Genomic DNA, 17,956 nt, shown 5'->3' with positions numbered 1-17,956 from the left:
TTCTCCAGTTAATTTAGGGCTTTTTGCCTCGGATAGAGTTTTTCTAGCAAGTTAACTGCAGGTTTTGCAGTTAATTAAGGGGACGAAGCGTTTTCTAGCGAATTAACCGCAGGTTTTCCAGTTAATTAAGCCGGTAGAAGCGAACCTGGCACAATGCGTTCCAGGTTTCCCTGTTCCTCAGCGTTACAACGTGTACGATTGCAAGGGTTGAAGGTTGAACGTGTCCAATAAATCCATTACAAGGAGTGTGTCCCTACGTGTCTGAAGCTTACAAAAACGCCGGTGTGGATATCGCGGCAGGCAATGAAGCGGTAGAGCGGATGAAAAAGCACGTCAAACGGACGTTCCGTCCGGAGGTTATGACTGATTTGGGCGGTTTCGGCGCTTTGTTCGGGCTGAACAAAGACAAATATGAGGAGCCGGTGCTGGTATCGGGAACCGACGGCGTAGGCACCAAGCTGAAAATCGCGTTCGCGATGGATAAGCACGATACGATCGGGATCGACGCGGTCGCGATGTGCGTCAACGACATCGTCGTGCAAGGGGCGGAGCCGTTGTTCTTCCTCGATTATCTGGCTTGCGATAAAGTTGTGCCCGAGAAGATCGAGTCGATCGTGGCCGGGATTGCCGAAGGATGTCATGAATCGGGCTGTGCTCTGATCGGTGGCGAAACGGCGGAAATGCCGGGCATGTACAGCGAAGGCGAATACGATATCGCCGGATTTACAGTCGGCGTTGTCGACAAGAGCAAAATCGTCAATGGCAGCACGATTGCAGCCGGCGATACGGTGATCGGCTTAGCGTCGAGCGGCGTGCATAGCAACGGTTTCTCACTGGTGCGGAAGCTGCTGCTGGAGCAAGCCGGCTACGGGCTGCAGGATAGCTTACCGGAGCTCGGCGGCGAAGTGCTCGGCGACGTGCTGCTGACACCGACCAAGCTCTATGTGAAGCCGGTGCTTGGCTTGCTGGAGCAGGTCAAGGTCAAAGGGATGGCCCATATTACCGGCGGCGGGTTCATCGAGAACATTCCGCGCGTTCTGCCGGAAGGGGTAAATGCTGAAATCGACTACGGCTCATGGCCGATTTTGCCGATCTTTTCGCTGCTTCAGCAAAAGGGCAATGTCAGCAACCGAGATATGTTTACGACTTTTAATATGGGCATCGGACTTGTTATCGTGGTATCGGAGCAGGATGCCGAGGCATCGCTTTCCGCACTTCGCGCCGCAGGAGAAACTCCTTATGTGATCGGGCGTGTAACCTCCGGCGAAGGCATCGTTACGTTTAAGGGAGCGGAAGTGTAATGGCGTCCTCTTCCTCCTGCCGGATCGCGGTGTTTGCTTCCGGCCAGGGAACCAATTTTCAAGCGCTGGTGGATGCTTCGCGTGCAGGAGAACTTGGCTCCGCGGAAATCGTTCTGCTCGTCTGCGACAAGCCGCAGGCTCCGGTGGTGGAGCGTGCGCGGCAGGCTGGCGTGGATACTTTTCTGTTTACGCCTAAGGAATATGCCCGGCGTGAAGATTACGAAGCAGAGATCGTAGCCGAATTAGAAAAACATCAGGTCGATCTCGTTGTGCTGGCCGGATATATGAGGCTCCTTACGTCGGTTCTGGTAAAACCTTATGCCGGGAAAATGATAAACATCCATCCTTCGCTGCTGCCGGCTTTTCCAGGCAAAGATGCGATCGGGCAGGCATGGGACTACGGCGTGAAGGTAACCGGGGTTACCGTGCATTTGGTCGATGGGGGCATGGATACGGGCGCGGTTGTGGCGCAAGAGGCGGTACCGGTACTGCCGGATGACAATATTCAGACCTTGGAAGACAGAATTCACCAAGCGGAAAAAGAGCTGTATCCGCAGGTTGTGTCATGGTTTGCGAGTGGACGAGTGATTGTGGATGGCAGGAAAGTCACTATACGACAGTAGAATACAGCGTTTTGTTGTATGAGCGAAAAACCTTATGGTTCAGCATAGAGCAATGGAACGGCAGAGCGGCAAAGCTGCGTCGAGAAGTGTTTGCGCACTTTTGACAAGCTGCCGTAGTTGATCTGCCGGAATGCGAAAGAAGTCTTTTTCAGCCGGATTAGTTGGAGAGGTTTCGATATTTCCCGAGAAATATCGTGGTCATTATTCGTCATTAATAAGGGGGAGCCAATTGTGGGAATCAAAAGAGCGCTCGTTAGCGTGTCGGACAAAACAGGCATCGTGGAATTCTGCCGCGAGCTGTCACAGCTTGGTGTGGAGATCATTTCGACAGGAGGAACGAAGAACCTGTTGTCGAAGGAAGGAGTTCCGGTGATCGGGATTTCCGAAGTTACGGGCTTTCCGGAAATTTTGGACGGTCGCGTCAAAACATTGCACCCGGCCGTTCACAGCGGCTTGCTTGCCGTTCGCGACAGCGCGGAGCATCAGGCTCAAATGAAGGAGTTGGGACTGGATTACATTGACCTGGTCGTCGTAAACCTGTATCCGTTCCAAGAGACGATCGCCAAGCCCGATGTGACTTACGAGGACGCAATCGAGAACATCGACATCGGCGGACCGACCATGCTGCGTTCGGCTGCCAAAAACCATGCTTTTGTCAGCGTGGTTGTCGATTCGGCCGATTACGGCACTGTATTGGAAGAAGTTCGTTCAGGCGGAGATACGACGCTGGAAACTCGTAAACGGTTGGCGGCGAAAGTGTTCCGTCATACATCGGCTTACGACGCGCTCATCTCCGATTATTTGTCGAACGTGACCGGAGATCCGCTGCCTGAGCGTTACACGGTAACCTATGAGAAAATCCAGGACCTTCGCTACGGCGAAAACCCGCATCAAAAAGCGGCATTCTACCGCAAGCCGCTGGCTGCAGCGGATACGCTGACGACAGCCGAGCAGTTCCATGGCAAAGAATTGTCGTACAACAATATCAATGACGCAAATGCAGCGCTGCAAATCGTGAAGGAATTTGAAGAACCGGCTGTCGTGGCCGTAAAACATATGAACCCTTGCGGCGTAGGTGTCGGCGAGAGCATCTATGAAGCTTATCGCAAGGCCTATGATGCCGATCCGGTATCGATCTTTGGCGGAATTGTCGCGGCCAACCGGATTATTGACGAAGCAACTGCGATGCTGCTGAAAGAGATTTTCCTTGAAATCATTCTGGCGCCAGGATTTACGGCGGAAGCGCTGGAACTGTTGACGAAAAAGAAAAACATTCGCTTGCTTAAGCTCGGCAGTTTAGAGTCGGCGGGCAGCCGGAACAGCCAGCTCGTCGTTACTTCGATTGAAGGCGGCATGGTTGTTCAAGAGAGCGATGTTCACTCCTTGACCGAAAGCGATCTGCAGGTCGTAACGGATCGTAAACCGACAGAAGCGGAATTGAAACAGCTGTTGTTCGGCTGGAAAGTTGTTAAGCATGTGAAATCCAACGCCATCGTGCTGGCGAAGGATGACATGACGGTCGGCGTTGGGGCCGGTCAAATGAACCGGGTCGGATCGGCGAAGATCGCCATCGAGCAAGCGGGAGACAAATCCAAAGGCAGCGTGCTTGCTTCCGACGCGTTCTTCCCGATGGGCGATACGCTGGAGATCGCCGCAAAGGCCGGAATCACGGCGGTTATTCAGCCAGGCGGCTCCGTTAAGGACGAGGAATCGATCAAAGTGGCTAATGAATATGGTATTGCCATGGTATTCACCGGCGTAAGACATTTCAAACATTAAGCTAAGGCCTGGACGGCAGGACCGCTGCGGCGGCCCTGTCGTTTTTCGTGTCGTTTCGTTGGACGAAGAGGAGATTGCGCTTTGCGTAACGGCCACCACGGCCGTTATGGGGGCGAAAATCACAGATTTTCTAACCTAACGGACATGGGAACTCTTATTTTCCTGATTCGGCAGTAAAGTAGGCACTAATTAAGGGAATAAGTGCTGTGGTGTCCGTTAAAATCAGAAATGAGCCATTTTAGGCGGTTTAACGTCTCCTGTGTCCGTTAGACGAGGCAAGCGCACCAAGAGTGGCTAAACACAACCAAGAGCACCAAGAGCACCTGTAGCACCGAAAATGCTATACATTAAGGAGGAAATGTTGGATGGATATTTTAGTTATCGGCGGCGGCGGACGCGAGCATGCGATCTGTTGGTCTTTGGCCAAGAGTCCTAAAGCTGGCGTTATCTATTGTGCACCAGGAAATGCGGGGATCGGGCAAATTGCGGAGCTGGCTCCGATTCAGGTTCATGAATTCGACCGGCTGACGGAGTTTGCGTTGGAGAAGAAGGTTGGATTGGTCGTCGTAGGACCGGATGATCCACTAGTGGACGGAATTGTCGACGCTTTCGAAGCAAAAGGCATACCGGTGTTCGGACCGCGGAAAAATGCGGCGCTGATCGAAGGCAGCAAAACCTTCATGAAGGATTTGCTGAAAAAATATCAAATTCCGACCGCAGCCTATGAGAAGTTTGACGATTACGAAGCGGCGCTGTCTTATTTGCAAGCCCAGCCTGTGCCGATCGTTATTAAGGCGGACGGCTTGGCCGCAGGGAAAGGCGTAACCGTCGCTTTTACCCGGGAAGAAGCGGAGCTCGCTTTGAAGCAGATCATGGTAGACAAGGTGTTCGGCGAATCGGGCAGCCAGGTCGTGATCGAGGAGTTCCTGGCGGGGCAGGAAATGTCGATCCTGTCGTTCGTGGACGGGGAGACGGTACGCCCGATGGCGGCTGCTCAAGATCATAAGCAGGTATACGACGGCGATAAGGGACCGAATACGGGCGGCATGGGCACCTATTCGCCGCTTCCTCACATCGAGGATAGCATTATCGAAGAGGCGCTCGAAACGATCATCAAACCGACCGCGAAGGCGATGGTTCAGGAAGGACGTCCATTCCGGGGCGTTCTGTTTGCCGGCTTGATGATCGCGCCGGACGGCAAGCCGAAGACGATCGAATTCAACGCACGCTTCGGCGACCCGGAGACTCAGGTAGTTCTGCCGCGGCTGAAGAGCGATTTGCTGGAGATTTTTTTGGCGGCGGTTAATGGAACGTTGGCTGATGTGGAGATCGAATGGAGCGAGGAAGCGGCCGTTTGCGTCATTTTGGCCTCCGGCGGATACCCGGCGTCTTATCCGAAAGGCTTGCCGATTCACGGACTCGACCAGGTTTCGGAGAAGGACGCGCTCGTCTTCCATGCGGGCACGGCCAAGGGCGAGGCCGGCGAGTTGGTGACGAGCGGCGGACGTGTGCTTGGCGTCGTCGGGCTCGGAAAGGATATTGCCGAGGCACGCGATAAAGCTTACACCGCAGCAGACAGAATTTCGTTCGAAGGTAAGCAAAATCGCACAGACATCGCTGCGAAGGCCTTGGTATAATCAATTATAGAGGTTGTTCAAACAAGTCATCTTTCCACGACGAAGGGGATCATGAAGCGGATTCGACGTCGAATCTTGAATTCAGCCGGGCCTTCCGTTGCTCACGTACCTCATGTACGCTCCGCTACTCAGTCCCTAGCTTCATCCAACCTTCTCGGTCCTGAAAACCTGACTTTTTGAACTCGCACTTATAGAGAAACATCCATTCAGGCCGTCCGTCAGCGGGCGGTCTTTACTTTTGCAATTCAGATCAAAAGCCTCGAAAATGATCGTGATACATTGTTCATGAAAGGAGAGCTGCCGGAGATGTACGAATGGAACGAGATGGTGCAACGGATGATTGACTGGGTTGACGAACATCTGGAGGAGGCGCCTTCACTGCTTTCGATGTCGAAGCAGTTGGGTTACTCACCTCATTATTGCACAAAGCAGTTTCATGCACTGACGGGGATGACGCTTCGGGATTATGTCCGGATGCGCCGGATCAGCCGTGTCGCCTTGGAGCTCCGCGATACGGACAAACGGGTGCTCGACATTGCCATCGGATGCGGCTTTTCGTCTCAGGAAGCGATGACTCGTGCGTTCGTCAAAGCGTTCGGCATTACGCCGGGCGCCTACCGGAAATCGAAACGTCCCATCAAGCTGGCCGTCCGGCAGGAAGTCTTCTCTCCTTATCATTTCGCGATGAAGGAGCAATGGAACATGAATTTAAAATCCGCTATCCAGCATATCGAGGTTAAGGTAGAGCATATTCCGGCCCATCAATTTATCGGAATTCGGGACAAGGAAGTATCAAACTACGGCTCGTTCTGGGCAAACGGGCATGACTGTGACGAAATTTGCGGGACTCTGGAAAGCATGTCCGGCCGTACGCTGATCGGTCAGTTGGGCCAGACGGCAGGATGGTTTTATGAAAACGGGAAGAAAGGCTACTTATATGGAATTCCCGTCCCCGTAGAAGATACGGGCGTGATCCCGGAAGGAATGGAGTGCAGGCTGATTCCGGCCTCCGAATACCTGGTGTTTTTTCATCCTCCTTATGATTATTTGAAGGACAATTGGCCCGTGATGCAGGCCGTGGAAGCGCTGGCGTGGAATTTCAACCCCGCATCCCTCGGATACGCATGGGACGAAGACGATAAGCAGGATTATCAGCGGCATTTTCCGGAAGGGTATGGTTATGCGGTTCTGCGGCCTGTGAAAAGAATCTGAGATGGGAACGGGAAGAGACTGTCCGGGTGAGTCCGGGCGGTCTTTTTCGTTTTGGATAAACGATTTCCCCCGGGAGATACTATGCTGGAGGAGGCGATCTAAAGTGAGCAAAGAGAAGAAAGACATGCTTCCGGTTTCCCGCGAAATCGTGGAGGTCGAAGGCGTATATACTGATGAACTCGGTCGAGAGAACTATCTGCAAAAGGGAGAAGAGTTTCCCGCCGATCTTGTGCTGGGCGAAACGGAATGGAAGTTGACGGAGATCGCCCATGTCAACAAGACGGAAGTGCAGCCTAAACCAAGTATGGTTGCTAAAAAGAGCTCAAAGTAAGTGCAGTGCCCTTTGGTCCACGCTGATCCGCAGCCGGCCAAGGGGCGTTTGTATGTTTTTTACAATGCCAAGGATATTATGAAGATACCTCTTGAACCTCGGGCGATTCAGGTGTACCTTTAAAAGAATGAGAGAATCGAGTTGGAAGGAGATAGAGATGAGTCAAACGAAAAGCCATACGGTAGGAATGGAAGATATCATTCGTGCGCACCATGTTCTAAAGGAAGTGGTTAGACGCACGCCGCTGCAACTGGACCCGACTCTGTCGGCTAAATATGATTGTAAAGTTTATTTGAAACGGGAGGATTTGCAGGTTGTCCGCTCGTTTAAAATACGCGGCGCGTACAATATGATTCGCAGCCTCGGTAAAGAGGAGCTTGAGAAAGGCATCGTCTGCGCGAGTGCGGGAAACCATGCTCAAGGAGTAGCCTTTTCGTGCAACGCGCTCGGTATCCAAGGTAAAATCTTCATGCCGAGCACTACGCCGAACCAGAAGATCAAGCAGGTAAAAAGATTCGGCGGCTCGTCGGTAGAAGTTATTCTTACCGGAGATACGTATGACGATGCTTTTGCGGAAGCGATGAAGGCATGCAATGAAGGCGGGATGACGTTCATTCATCCGTTTGACGACCCGAAGATTGTTGCCGGTAACGGAACGATTGCCATGGAAATCATGGAGAGCCTGGATACCCCGGCGGATTATGTATTCGTCACGATCGGCGGCGGCGGACTTGTTTCCGGGGTGGGTACTTACCTGAAAGCGATGAGCCCGGAAACCAAGCTGATCGGCGTGGAGCCGTCCGGAGCGGCCTCCATGTCGGAAGCCATCCAACGCAAGCAAGTGGTTACGCTGGACACCATCGACAAGTTCGTCGATGGGGCGGCGGTGAAGCGCGTCGGCGATCTGAATTATGAAATTTCCTCCCGACTGCTGGATGATATCGTCAAAGTCCCGGAGGGGAAGGCGTGTACAACGATTCTTGAACTTTACAACGACAGCGCGATTGTGGTAGAGCCGGCGGGTGCGCTACCGGTGTCGGCGCTCGACATGTACCGCGATGAGATTCGCGGTAAAACTGTAGTCTGCATCATCAGCGGGGGCAACAACGATATCGACCGGATGCAGGAAATGAAGGAGCGTTCCCTGATCTACGAAGGATTGAAGCATTATTTCCTGATTAATTTCCCGCAGCGGGCGGGCGCGCTTCGCGAGTTCTTGGAGCAGGTGCTTGGACCGAATGACGATATCGCTCGTTTTGAATACACCAAGAAGCACAATAAAGAGAACGGTCCGGCTCTCGTCGGGATCGAGCTCAGTGATAAGGAAGATTACCAGGGGCTTATCGAACGGATGGAGGCCAAAGGCATACCTTATACGGAGTTAAACCGTGATCTGAACTTGTTTAATTTACTGATTTGAGTTTGGGAACCTGCATAGTCCCGGCAGTCCGCTTTGGCGGATTAGCCGGGGCTTTTTTTATATGATGCTAACTCGGCCCCAAGGTAGACAAAAAAGTGTCCACTCATGATTCCCAATAAGGGCGTCGATTCTCCCGGGCGGAAGCCGCTTTTCACAAGATCTGAGATAGAGGCTTTACAATACCAATAAACTAGTGTACTATTCAACTATGACACTAGTACGTAATAAGAATAAGGAGTGATCTCAATGAAAGAACCTTTAGAGAAAGGCGAAGCGGACAATACGGCTGTGCTTTCTGTCAAAGGAGTAACCAAACGAATCAAGAACAGAAATATCGTCGATAAGCTTTCTTTTGACATACACAAAGGAGAAATCGTTGGATTGCTCGGGCCAAACGGAGCGGGGAAAACGACCACCATCCGGATGATCGTCGGTTTAATCGGAATGACGGAAGGCGATGTGCTCGTCAAAGGGATCAGCGTCCGGAAGGATTTTACGGGAGCCATTGCCCATATGGGCGGGATCATTGAAAACCCGGAGTTCTATCCCTATATGACCGGTTACGATAATCTCAAGCAGTATCAGCGGATGATGGAAGGAATTACGGAGGAACGGATCCGTACGGTAGTAAAGCTGGTCGGACTTGAGAACGCGATGAAGAAAAAAGTGAAGGCTTATTCTCTCGGGATGCGGCAGCGTTTAGGAATAGCTCAAGCCTTGCTGCATGATCCTTCGATTCTCATTCTGGATGAGCCGACCAACGGCCTTGATCCGGCAGGGATACGCGAAATGCGCGATTATCTCAAACGGATTGCGAACGAAGAGGGAATCGCGGTGCTCGTCTCCAGCCACTTGCTGTCGGAGATGGAGCTGATGTGCAGTCGGGTCGTAGTCATTCAGGAAGGCAAGCTGGTCACGGTTCGAAATCTCGGAGGCTCGGGCGGAGAAACTGCGAAGGCGGAACGAGTGAACGTAACCTTCCGGGTGGATGACGCCGGTAAGACGAAGGCGCGGCTGGAACGGATGGAGGAAATTACGGTATTAAACGTGTCGGAGGAGAAGAACGAAGTGACAGTTTCAGTCCGGGACGCTTACATTCCGCGGGTGGTTGGAGCGCTTGGTGCCGATGGAATCGCATTGTACCGGATTGAGGAGATTAAGGAATCACTGGAAGATGAGTTTTTGAAATGGACGGGAGGGAACCGCATTGCTTAGTTTCGGAAAATTGGTGACGAATGAATGGTTGAAAATGTACAAGAAACGCAGCTTCTTCATTCCTTACGCAGCTATCGCCGTTGTTGTCGTGATGATCGCTTATTTGATGAAGAACTTCGGCTCGCAGGACGGGATGCCTTCAGGCTTCGAATTTATGGTCGGCGTGTTCTCCGAAAATGGCATGGGACAGCTGCTTACGTTTCTGGCAATCATCGGGACGGCCGGTTCCGTAGCGAAGGAACACAGCCTGGGGACGATCAAGCTCCTCCTGATCCGGGCGCAGAGCCGCAGCAAAATACTTGCATCCAAATATGTGTCCGTGCTGGTTTATATTTTGTCCCTATCTCTATTCGCGGGTATCTTTTCGCTTCTCGTTGGAGGAATGCTGTTCGGCCTTCAGGCCGGAGAGTACGGATGGGTGGATGTTCTCCTCACTGCGGCGGTTCAACTGGCGTATAGTCTGATTTATGTTACGGTAACGTTTATGATCGGCGTTTTAACCCGTTCTACCGGAGCTACGATTGGGGTCGGCATGCTTCTGGTTCTGATCGAAAGCCTGGTCGTGGGTTTATTATCAAGATATGACATCATCAAGTACGTCCATTTCACAAACGTGAACTTGTCGGTATATATGGAAGGCGGCACTCCGCCGGTTCAAGGCATGACGCTGACGTTCTCGCTGATCGTGCTTGCCGTATATCTAGTCTTGTTTCTTGGAGCAAGCTTTGTTACGTTTAAAAAACGGGATGTTGCTTAAAATACGGCCTGATCAGCGGCGGAAAGGAAGGGCCAGATGTGACTATGGAATTCGACAATAATCTGCCGATTTACATTCAAATTATGAATTATATCAAACGGGAGATCGTGACCGGAAAAATGAAAGCCGGAGACAAGATTCTCTCCGTGCGTGAACTTGCAGCCGAGCTGCAAATCAATCCGAATACGGTGCAACGCACTTTTCAGGAATTGGAGCGTGAAGGCGTAGTGGAGACGAGACGCGGTCTTGGAAGATACGTGACAAGTGAGGAAGAGAAAATTATGTCGATCAAAAAAGAAATGGCCGGCGATTTGCTGGAAAGATTCATTAACGGAATGCAGGAGCTGGGGTTTACGGACCAGGATATCACGGCGATCGTCGCGGAAGCCGTTAAGCCGGAGGAACGGCGATAACCACAACGTCAAAGGAGAGACGCGAGTGATGGTGGATAAATTACTGAAGTTTGAAGGAGTATCGAAGTCATACCGTTCGAAACCGGCGTTAAACAACGTTTCGTTCGGCGTGGACTCCGGCAAAATTATCGGTCTGCTTGGCACGAACGGCAGTGGGAAAAGCACGCTGATGAAAATTGCCGCCGGATTGATACCGGCCTCGAGTGGTAGCGTCAGCGTGCTGGGGGCTCCGGTCGGACTCGACACCAAATCGGCCGTATCCTTCATGCCGGACCGTCCCTTGACGGAGTCTTGGATGAAGGTTCGGGACGCGGTTGGGTTCTACCGCGATTTCTATTCCGATTTTGATGAGGAAAAGGCAAAGAAAATGCTGGATTTTATGAATTTGAAGGATACGGACCGGGTAAGCTCCCTGTCCAAAGGGATGAACGAACGCCTGCAGCTGACGCTAGCGCTGTCCCGCCAGGCCAAGCTATACCTGCTGGATGAACCGATCGGCGGAGTCGATCCGGTGGCCCGGGCGAAAATTCTTGACGCTATCGTTGAATTTTATAGCGAGGACAGCAGTTTGGTCATTTCAACCCACCTTGTCCGGGATATTGAACGGATTTTTGATGAAGTAATTTTCATCCGAAACGGCGAGATCGTTCTGCAGGAGGAAGTGGAGGATATACGGCTTAAGCACGGAAAAAGCGTGGACGACATGTTCAAAGAGGTGTTTGCGGAATGATGAAATTGCTAAAATACGATTGGAAGCGGAATGCCAATACCTTTCTGGGAATGGTCGCCATTTTGGCAATTGCCGAATTATTGATCACATGGTTCGGGATTACGCGAAATTGGGCAACGGAGATAACCATCGTTTTAATTGTTATTCTCTATGCTTCTGCGGGGATTTTCGTCATTGTCCTCGGCAGCAAAACGTTCGATCACAATATTAAGGCTTACCACCGCAGGTTATTGCCGGTGCATCCGGTCTGGTCGGTCATTTCTTCGTTCTTGCTCTGCTGGATTTTTATCCTTACCGTGTTGGCGATCATGGCCGTCCATGGACTTGTGTATCTGAATATTGCGACATTGCCAGGGTTCAACGGATTGAACGGAGAAATTATAAAAGATATTGTCGTCATTTTTCTGCTCGGGGTATGGCAGTACAGCTTGTTTATTATAATGATTTTTCTGGCGATTGCGATCGGCGCAGCTATAAGTATTCGCGGCAAGGGTGGAACTTGGGTCGGAATTTTGACTTTCTTCGTCATTCAATATGTGATCGGCGTGATAGAGAAAGCTTTGTTCGGCGCCGAGTTCGGAGTTTTTTCGGTAGGCATATTCTCAGCTGAAACCGGTTCGGGGGAAATGAGCGCGGAATTTTCCTCCGAGAATATGTTCGGACTGCATTGGGGTGCTTTTGCGGTCGAAGCCGTATTCATGGGGCTGATGGTTTGGTTGATTTCTTATTTGATTAATCGAAAAATGGAAATCTAAAAATCGCAAAATTCAATAAAGGCCGGCCGGGCATGCGTATGGAGCATGTCCCGGTCCGGCCTTTATTTTGCTTATGATTTGGTCCGTCGTCCGAAAATGAATTTTTGCCCGAGAATCCCAATGACGAAGATGATTAAGCTATCCCAAGGCGACACGGTAAAGGATGGCATGATCCGGCCCAAAAGCAATCCGATGGCGACCAGGCCGACGGCAACGGCAAGGTACACGCCTAACGCTTTCGGATCAAATTTGCGCGATCGGGCGGCGGTTTGCTCCTGCTCGCTCTTTCTGGAGCCGGGGCCGAGAAAACGGGTGACCAATTCCATTAATACGATGGAAAGTGCGGCAATAAGAAGGAGCGAAGCGCTGCTGATCAGGGTATATTCCAGCTCTCCGCCAAACCATTTGCTGAAGAAGCCGGTGATCATGTAAATAAAGAAGACCCAGGTTAAAGCAACCCATGGGATCATCGTATAGTATTTGATTTTATCTTTGGTGCTCCGCGGTTTACGCATATTGACATCATCCACAAGCTGTTCGCAGTAGGCGGCTGCGTCGGTTCCGAATAGCTCTGCGGCGGTAATGCCTTTGTCCTGATTCTTGATGATTTGTCTGGCCAAGCCCAACAGTACTTCTTCTCCCTTTGCTTCCGTCAAAGAACTCGAACCGGATCGGATGTACATGACCATTTCCCCAAAATAGGCTTCGTTAGCCGGGGTCATTCGTTGTCTTAATGTTTTAGTTTCATGAATCATCTCATGAATGTACAATGATTTCCTCTCCTCCCAACCTGTGCAAATCCTGATTGATTCTCCCATTTTGCTTTTAATTTACCGATTTTCTCCAGTAGTATACTGCAAATTTTGTCACTTCCGCAAGGGCCTACGGAAATGGCTATACCTTACCGTTCGGATAATTCCATGTATGACCGGAGAATCAGTAACCAAGGTTGTCTATTTTTTGAACAAGGAATAAAAAGACTCCGGCTCCGCCGAAACTACAGCAAAAGATAAAGGAGGTAATGGACGAATGGGCAAATACGAATCTGAACTGACCCGAAGATTTTTGTTGAACAGTCATTCCCGGGGAAGCCTGGAGGAAGTGGTGAGTGAAGAGGAGGCCGTGGACTCCGTCAATGATCAAGGGATGTCGATGGACGCGGGTCGTCCTGAGGACAGCCTCTTTACAAATCAATGGGAGGGAACCGAACAAACCCGGATGTACTTTATCCAGTCCTATGAGTGAGGAAAGGATTGACACTCCAGAGCAGCGGTGCTAAGATGAGTTTAATATCAATTCATATTAAACTCATCGGATTAATATAACATTAATTAATTCTCAATTAGCATTGCGGACGGAGGGACTGGACATGGAACGGCAGATTACGATCCATCACGGGGAAGAACAGATTGCGGCAAGCATTCATTATGCGGCTCAGGACAAGAAAACAGGACGGTGCAAGGACCGGGTTCCGCTCGTTGTCATCTGCCACGGCTTCGTCGGTAGCCGGATCGGAGTGGACCGGCTCTTCGTCAAGACTGCGCGGGACCTGGCGAATGAGGGCTACCTCGTCGTCCGATTCGACTACATCGGATGCGGGGAGAGCAGCGGCGAATACGGACGGGAAGGGATCGATTCAATGATCGCGCAGACAAGGGCGGTGCTTGATTACGCCCTTTCCATCGGCGATATCGATCCGACCCGGGTAACCTTGATCGGCCATAGTCTTGGCGGAGCGGTCGCATTGCTTACGGCAGCGCGGGACCGGCGGGTCAAGAACCTGATCCTTTGGTCCGCAGTCGGGTATCCGTTCAGCGATATTGTTAAAATTACCGGACGCAAGGTTCATGATGAGGCAATTAAGCATGGCACTGCCGATTATTTGGGATATGGCTTAAGCCCTGTATTTTTCGAATCACTCGGCACCTATCAGCCGTTTCAGGAAGCGGTCAAATTTACGGGAGACGTGCTGGTCATCCATGGTACATCCGATGATACCATCCCGGCCGATTATGCGTTCCTCTATCAGAAAGTGTTCTGGATGCGTCAGGAAGGCCGCTGCGACAAAGAGATTATTTTTCAGGCGGATCACACGTATTCTTCCGGAGAAACCCGGGAACAACTGATTCGGAAAACGAGAGAATGGCTTGGCGGTTTGGAAGCCGCGAACAGCAATTGGCAGCATTGGATGATCTGAGCTTTCGCGTATGACGTGAGAAATGAAAAAGTTAGACGGTTTTTTCCGGGAAAGTGGTAAATGGCTTCCTTTAGGGATAAAATGGAAGTATACCATTCGCTTTGACGGGAGGCCGGATAAATGGCTCAGCCTGCATTGTTTATAGCCCATGGGTCCCCGACCCTGGCTATCGGAAACGATGATTACATTGATTTTCTTCGGCAGTTGGGACAGAAGACGCTGAAACGCCCGCGGGCGGTCGTTATTTTCTCGGCGCATTGGGATTCCTCCGTCCAGCTTCTCACTGAAGACGAAACTCATGCTACGATTCACGATTATTACGGCTTTCCGGAAGAAATGTACAGCATTCGCTATCCGGCTCCCGGCCAACCGGAACTGAGCAAGGAAATCGGTGCCTTGTTTGGCTCTTGCAATCTGCCATTCCGGCCCGTCTCGGGCAGAGGTCTAGACCATGGGGCATGGGTCGTACTGCGCGCCATGTTTCCGGATGCAGACATACCCGTAGTGGAACTCTCCGTAGATTCGAAACGTTCGCCTTCCGAACAATATGCCATCGGTAAAATGCTCGCTGGTCTGCGCGATGAAGATGTACTAGTCATCGGCAGCGGCGGGCTTGTTCACAATTTGCGTCTCCTGGATCGCGAGGGAGCGGCCCCGGCGTCCTGGGCCGTTCTTTTTGACGACTGGATTGGGGAACAGCTGGGGAAATGGAATCTTCGTTCCTTGTTTGAATACGAGAAAAAGGCTCCCCATGTAAGGGAAGCCGTTCCGTCTTATGCCACGGAGCATTTCGCCCCGCTCTTCTATGCCATGGGAGCCGCGGATCATGACCGCAAGGCCCTTAAATTGTATCAAGGCTATGAGTATGGCAGCCTCAGCCTGAACTGTTGGAGGTTCGGCAGCCTGGAGTAAAGGGCCGATCCAATTGGCCCTTTACTTACCTTACCGGTTGCCGGGGAAAGTGCCGGTAACGCGTTTGCGGCCAAACACCCGCCGCAAATAAGGGAGTACATAATAGTCGAGCCCGATCCGACCGGCGTTCGCACCCGCAACGGCAATGAAAATTTGCAGCAGAAGCAGTTGCGGATTCGTACTTACCGTTCCCGAGAACAAGAACGCGAAGTTCATGATCATGCCAAACAAGGCCGCCGCCCAAGTGAATAGGCCCAGTATCAAGCCAAGTCCGACCAGTACTTCGCCTACGGGGACCAGCACATTAAACAGTCCTACGCCAGGCAGGGCGAAATGCTCGAGAAACGAAGCCCACCACCCTTGGACGGCGGGATGTTCACCGCCGCTCTTATCGATCGCTGCGGTCAGAAAGCCTTTGGCGTCGAAACCGCCGGTCAGTTTACCCCAGCCTGAAGTCAACCACTCGAATCCCACATAGATCCGGATCACGGCGAGCAGCCATGAAGCGATCACATTATTCCTCAACCAATGAACAAACATTTGGACATCTCCTCCTTTTCTTATAACTACACTATAATTAAAATTTGTAATAAATGCCCGACATTTCTTGCCAATCTCGTACAATTGTTCTTTTCGCCATGACTTTATTCGACGTATAATGGAGGTAATACATAGTTATACGGAGGAATCATGAAATTATCCATCACGAGAACCAGGTTTATTTTCCTGGTGTTGTTGGCAGGCTTGTTGTTTCTTGCAGGCTGCGGTCAGAAGCAAGGGGGCTCGCTTCCCGAGGACGAGTCTACAGTACCGGTTGTCAGTGAAAATAATGAGCCATCCGGTGAGCCTGCGGAAACCGAAGGCTCCGCGTTTACGGCTCCGCTAACGGGCATGCCGCTGGATGAACCCTTGACCCGGCGTCCATTGGCGGTCATGGTGAATAATGCCCCGGCCGCAAGGCCCCAATCCGGCCTGTCAGGCGCCGATATCGTCTATGAAGTTCTGGCCGAGGGCGGGGTGACACGGCTGGTGTCGATCTTTCACAGCAATGCGGATGAGGCTAAAATCGGACCCATTCGCAGTATTCGCCCGTACATGATCGAGCTTGGCGAGAGTTATCACGGAGTTTTGGTACATGCAGGGGCGAGCAACGACGCTTATGCCGTGCTTCAGCGCCAGCATAAGGAGGATCTGGACGAGATCACGAATGCGGGAGCCTATTTCTGGCGGGATAAATCGCGGAAAGCGCCGCACAATTTATACTCCAATGTGGAGAAGCTGCTGGAGGGCGCGGCCAAACGGGGATACGCCACCGAAGATACGGAGGTTCCCGGCTATACGTTCCGGGGCAAGGACGACCCGATTGAAGGGGAACCGGTGGGGTCGATAGAGATCAAGTTCCAATTGGACAACTACAAGGTGACTTATGAGTACGATACGGAGACTAAATTATATAAAAGGTACATTAACGGAAGCCCGCATACCGATCTCGACACGGGAGAGACTTTAACGGCTGCCAATGTTGTTGTGCTGGGCGCGGACCATAAAGTACTCGACGACGTGGGCCGTTTGGCCGTGGACCTCAATCTTGGAGGTGAAGCCATATTGTTCCAGCAGGGAAAGGCTATCCGCGGGCAATGGATACATCGCACGGATGATGTCATCCGCTTCGTGAAGGATAATGTCGAGGTTCCGTTCGTTCCCGGGACTACTTATTTTAATGTGGTGCCGAATCAACCGGATTTCGACAGTCATGTGAAGACGGAATAAGCAGGCAAAGTCTGATAGCCGTGTTGAATTATGGGGAACTAAGGATAAGAATGGGAAAGTTAGGGTAAATATAAGCAAATGAAGATGAAATGTTTGCGACATTATTTCCTATAAACTCACGAGTTGTGATAGAATATTCAGGTGTGTTACAGGTGTTAGGAGTGTAAAAATTACACGTAGAGAAAAGAGGAACTCAGATGCGAGTGAAGAAAAAGGATATCTTTTTCCAAACTTTGGAGAACATGGCCGATACGATCGTCCATTCGGCGGACTATTTCGCCCAGCAGGTAACGGAATTTAAGGATGTGGCTCAATTTGCTAAGCAAATGAAGGAATTTGAGTCCAAATGCGACGAATACACACACACCATTATCGTCGAATTGAACAAAACGTTTATTACACCCATTGAACGTGATGACATCATGAACCTGACGACAACGCTGGACGATGTCATGGATGGTTTGGAAGCGACGACATCCCGTTTTTATATGTATCATCTGAATGAGCCGGACGAGCATATCATTCATTTTGCGGAAATTTTGCGCAATTCGGCTTACGAAATTCAAAAAGCGATTCATCTGCTGTCCCAGAAGAAGCTTCTTGCCATTCGCGAATATACGATTCGTCTGAATGACCTGGAGAATCAAGGCGATGAGCTGCTGAGAATTTGCATTAACGAGCTGTTTGCGAAAGTGACGGATCCGATCGTTCTGATCAAGAAGAAAGAGATCTACGAGCGTCTTGAAACGACGACAGATGCGTGCGAACACGTGGCGAATATGCTGGAATCCATTATCATGCGCAATTCATAAGTTAAGCCAGACTTTTAGGTTTACAATCGATTTTCGGGAGGTTGGGATTGCGCGGATTCAGATATAGAGAGACCAGGGTCTGTGCAAAAAAG

19 protein-coding genes are annotated in these 17,956 nt (G+C 51.1%); 17 read left to right on the top strand and 2 right to left on the bottom strand.

The genetic code is table 11. The features are described from left to right. Nucleotides 1–257: 257 nt before the first annotated feature. The 12 genes from purM to KB559_RS16005 all read left to right on the top strand — a co-directional run bounded on the left by purM (nucleotide 258) and on the right by KB559_RS16005 (nucleotide 12,173). A complete protein-coding gene (gene purM / locus KB559_RS16060) occupies nucleotides 258–1,301 on the top strand; it encodes a phosphoribosylformylglycinamidine cyclo-ligase (RefSeq protein ID WP_211022948.1) in 1,044 nt (347 codons plus the stop codon). Beyond that, on the top strand, nucleotides 1,301–1,924 hold the full coding sequence (purN, locus tag KB559_RS16055) for a phosphoribosylglycinamide formyltransferase (RefSeq protein ID WP_211022947.1): 624 nt from the start codon (nucleotides 1,301–1,303) through the stop codon (nucleotides 1,922–1,924). The genes purM and purN overlap by 1 nt, the downstream gene beginning before the upstream one ends. A 231-nt stretch (nucleotides 1,925–2,155) precedes the next feature. Next, entirely contained in the window at nucleotides 2,156–3,703 is a 1,548-nt protein-coding gene (gene purH / locus KB559_RS16050; RefSeq protein WP_211022946.1) for a bifunctional phosphoribosylaminoimidazolecarboxamide formyltransferase/IMP cyclohydrolase, read from the top strand. Nucleotides 3,704–4,068: 365 nt separating this feature from the next. Beyond that, the gene (gene purD, locus KB559_RS16045) at nucleotides 4,069–5,340 is read left to right on the top strand and encodes a phosphoribosylamine--glycine ligase (RefSeq protein WP_211022945.1); all 1,272 of its coding nucleotides are present in this window, start codon (nucleotides 4,069–4,071) and stop codon (nucleotides 5,338–5,340) included. A gap of 306 nt (nucleotides 5,341–5,646) precedes the next feature. Next, complete coding sequence (locus KB559_RS16040) at nucleotides 5,647–6,552, top strand: AraC family transcriptional regulator (RefSeq protein WP_211022977.1); 906 nt, start codon at nucleotides 5,647–5,649, stop codon at nucleotides 6,550–6,552. 103 nt (nucleotides 6,553–6,655) lie between these two features. Further along, the gene (locus KB559_RS16035) at nucleotides 6,656–6,883 is read left to right on the top strand and encodes a hypothetical protein (RefSeq protein ID WP_211022944.1); all 228 of its coding nucleotides are present in this window, start codon (nucleotides 6,656–6,658) and stop codon (nucleotides 6,881–6,883) included. 157 nt (nucleotides 6,884–7,040) lie between these two features. Continuing rightward, the gene (ilvA, locus tag KB559_RS16030) at nucleotides 7,041–8,303 is read left to right on the top strand and encodes a threonine ammonia-lyase IlvA (protein ID WP_211022943.1); all 1,263 of its coding nucleotides are present in this window, start codon (nucleotides 7,041–7,043) and stop codon (nucleotides 8,301–8,303) included. A gap of 246 nt (nucleotides 8,304–8,549) precedes the next feature. After that, the gene (locus KB559_RS16025) at nucleotides 8,550–9,518 is read left to right on the top strand and encodes an ABC transporter ATP-binding protein (protein WP_211022942.1); all 969 of its coding nucleotides are present in this window, start codon (nucleotides 8,550–8,552) and stop codon (nucleotides 9,516–9,518) included. Continuing rightward, nucleotides 9,511–10,275, top strand: a complete 765-nt coding sequence (locus KB559_RS16020; protein WP_211022941.1) for an ABC transporter permease — start codon at nucleotides 9,511–9,513, stop codon at nucleotides 10,273–10,275. Before KB559_RS16025 ends, KB559_RS16020 begins: the two co-directional genes overlap by 8 nt. A gap of 38 nt (nucleotides 10,276–10,313) precedes the next feature. Next, nucleotides 10,314–10,688 (top strand): GntR family transcriptional regulator, encoded by a 375-nt coding sequence (locus KB559_RS16015; protein WP_211022940.1) that lies wholly within the window; start codon nucleotides 10,314–10,316, stop codon nucleotides 10,686–10,688. A 28-nt stretch (nucleotides 10,689–10,716) separates the two neighbouring features. Continuing rightward, nucleotides 10,717–11,418 carry an ABC transporter ATP-binding protein gene (locus KB559_RS16010; RefSeq protein WP_247681873.1) on the top strand — a complete coding sequence of 234 codons (702 nt, stop codon included), beginning with the start codon at nucleotides 10,717–10,719 and terminating at the stop codon, nucleotides 11,416–11,418. Then, nucleotides 11,415–12,173 carry a hypothetical protein gene (locus KB559_RS16005; RefSeq protein WP_211022939.1) on the top strand — a complete coding sequence of 253 codons (759 nt, stop codon included), beginning with the start codon at nucleotides 11,415–11,417 and terminating at the stop codon, nucleotides 12,171–12,173. The genes KB559_RS16010 and KB559_RS16005 overlap by 4 nt, the downstream gene beginning before the upstream one ends. 71 nt (nucleotides 12,174–12,244) lie before the next feature. On the opposite strand, the gene KB559_RS16000 is transcribed toward KB559_RS16005, so the two are convergent. After that, nucleotides 12,245–12,943 (bottom strand): DUF1129 family protein, encoded by a 699-nt coding sequence (locus KB559_RS16000; RefSeq protein ID WP_211022938.1) that lies wholly within the window; start codon nucleotides 12,941–12,943, stop codon nucleotides 12,245–12,247. Between the two features lie 259 nt (nucleotides 12,944–13,202). Here KB559_RS16000 and KB559_RS15995 point away from each other — a divergent pair, with 259 nt between their 5' ends. From KB559_RS15995 to KB559_RS15985, 3 genes are all read left to right on the top strand, one after another. Continuing rightward, nucleotides 13,203–13,418 carry a hypothetical protein gene (locus tag KB559_RS15995; protein WP_211022937.1) on the top strand — a complete coding sequence of 72 codons (216 nt, stop codon included), beginning with the start codon at nucleotides 13,203–13,205 and terminating at the stop codon, nucleotides 13,416–13,418. 124 nt (nucleotides 13,419–13,542) lie between these two features. Continuing rightward, nucleotides 13,543–14,370, top strand: a complete 828-nt coding sequence (locus KB559_RS15990; protein WP_211022936.1) for an alpha/beta hydrolase — start codon at nucleotides 13,543–13,545, stop codon at nucleotides 14,368–14,370. 120 nt (nucleotides 14,371–14,490) lie between these two features. Further along, a complete protein-coding gene (locus KB559_RS15985; protein ID WP_211022935.1) occupies nucleotides 14,491–15,282 on the top strand; it encodes a dioxygenase family protein in 792 nt (263 codons plus the stop codon). A 30-nt stretch (nucleotides 15,283–15,312) separates the two neighbouring features. Here KB559_RS15985 and KB559_RS15980 read toward each other — a convergent pair whose 3' ends face one another. Further along, the gene (locus KB559_RS15980; RefSeq protein WP_211022934.1) at nucleotides 15,313–15,822 is read right to left on the bottom strand and encodes a DoxX family membrane protein; all 510 of its coding nucleotides are present in this window, start codon (nucleotides 15,820–15,822) and stop codon (nucleotides 15,313–15,315) included. Between the two features lie 150 nt (nucleotides 15,823–15,972). Here KB559_RS15980 and KB559_RS15975 point away from each other — a divergent pair, with 150 nt between their 5' ends. Further along, nucleotides 15,973–17,052 carry a DUF3048 domain-containing protein gene (locus KB559_RS15975; RefSeq protein WP_211022933.1) on the top strand — a complete coding sequence of 360 codons (1,080 nt, stop codon included), beginning with the start codon at nucleotides 15,973–15,975 and terminating at the stop codon, nucleotides 17,050–17,052. A 197-nt stretch (nucleotides 17,053–17,249) separates the two neighbouring features. Then, the gene (locus KB559_RS15970; protein ID WP_114498688.1) at nucleotides 17,250–17,864 is read left to right on the top strand and encodes a DUF47 domain-containing protein; all 615 of its coding nucleotides are present in this window, start codon (nucleotides 17,250–17,252) and stop codon (nucleotides 17,862–17,864) included. The last annotated feature ends 92 nt before the right edge of the window (nucleotides 17,865–17,956 follow it).

Origin of the sequence: Paenibacillus sp. Marseille-P2973, from assembly GCF_018101095.1 — a bacterium.
Classification (GTDB): Bacteria; Bacillota; Bacilli; order Paenibacillales; family Paenibacillaceae; genus Fontibacillus; species Fontibacillus vini.
The sequence above is the reverse complement of the archived record's forward strand: the minus strand, read 5'-3'. Positions and strand labels throughout refer to the sequence as shown.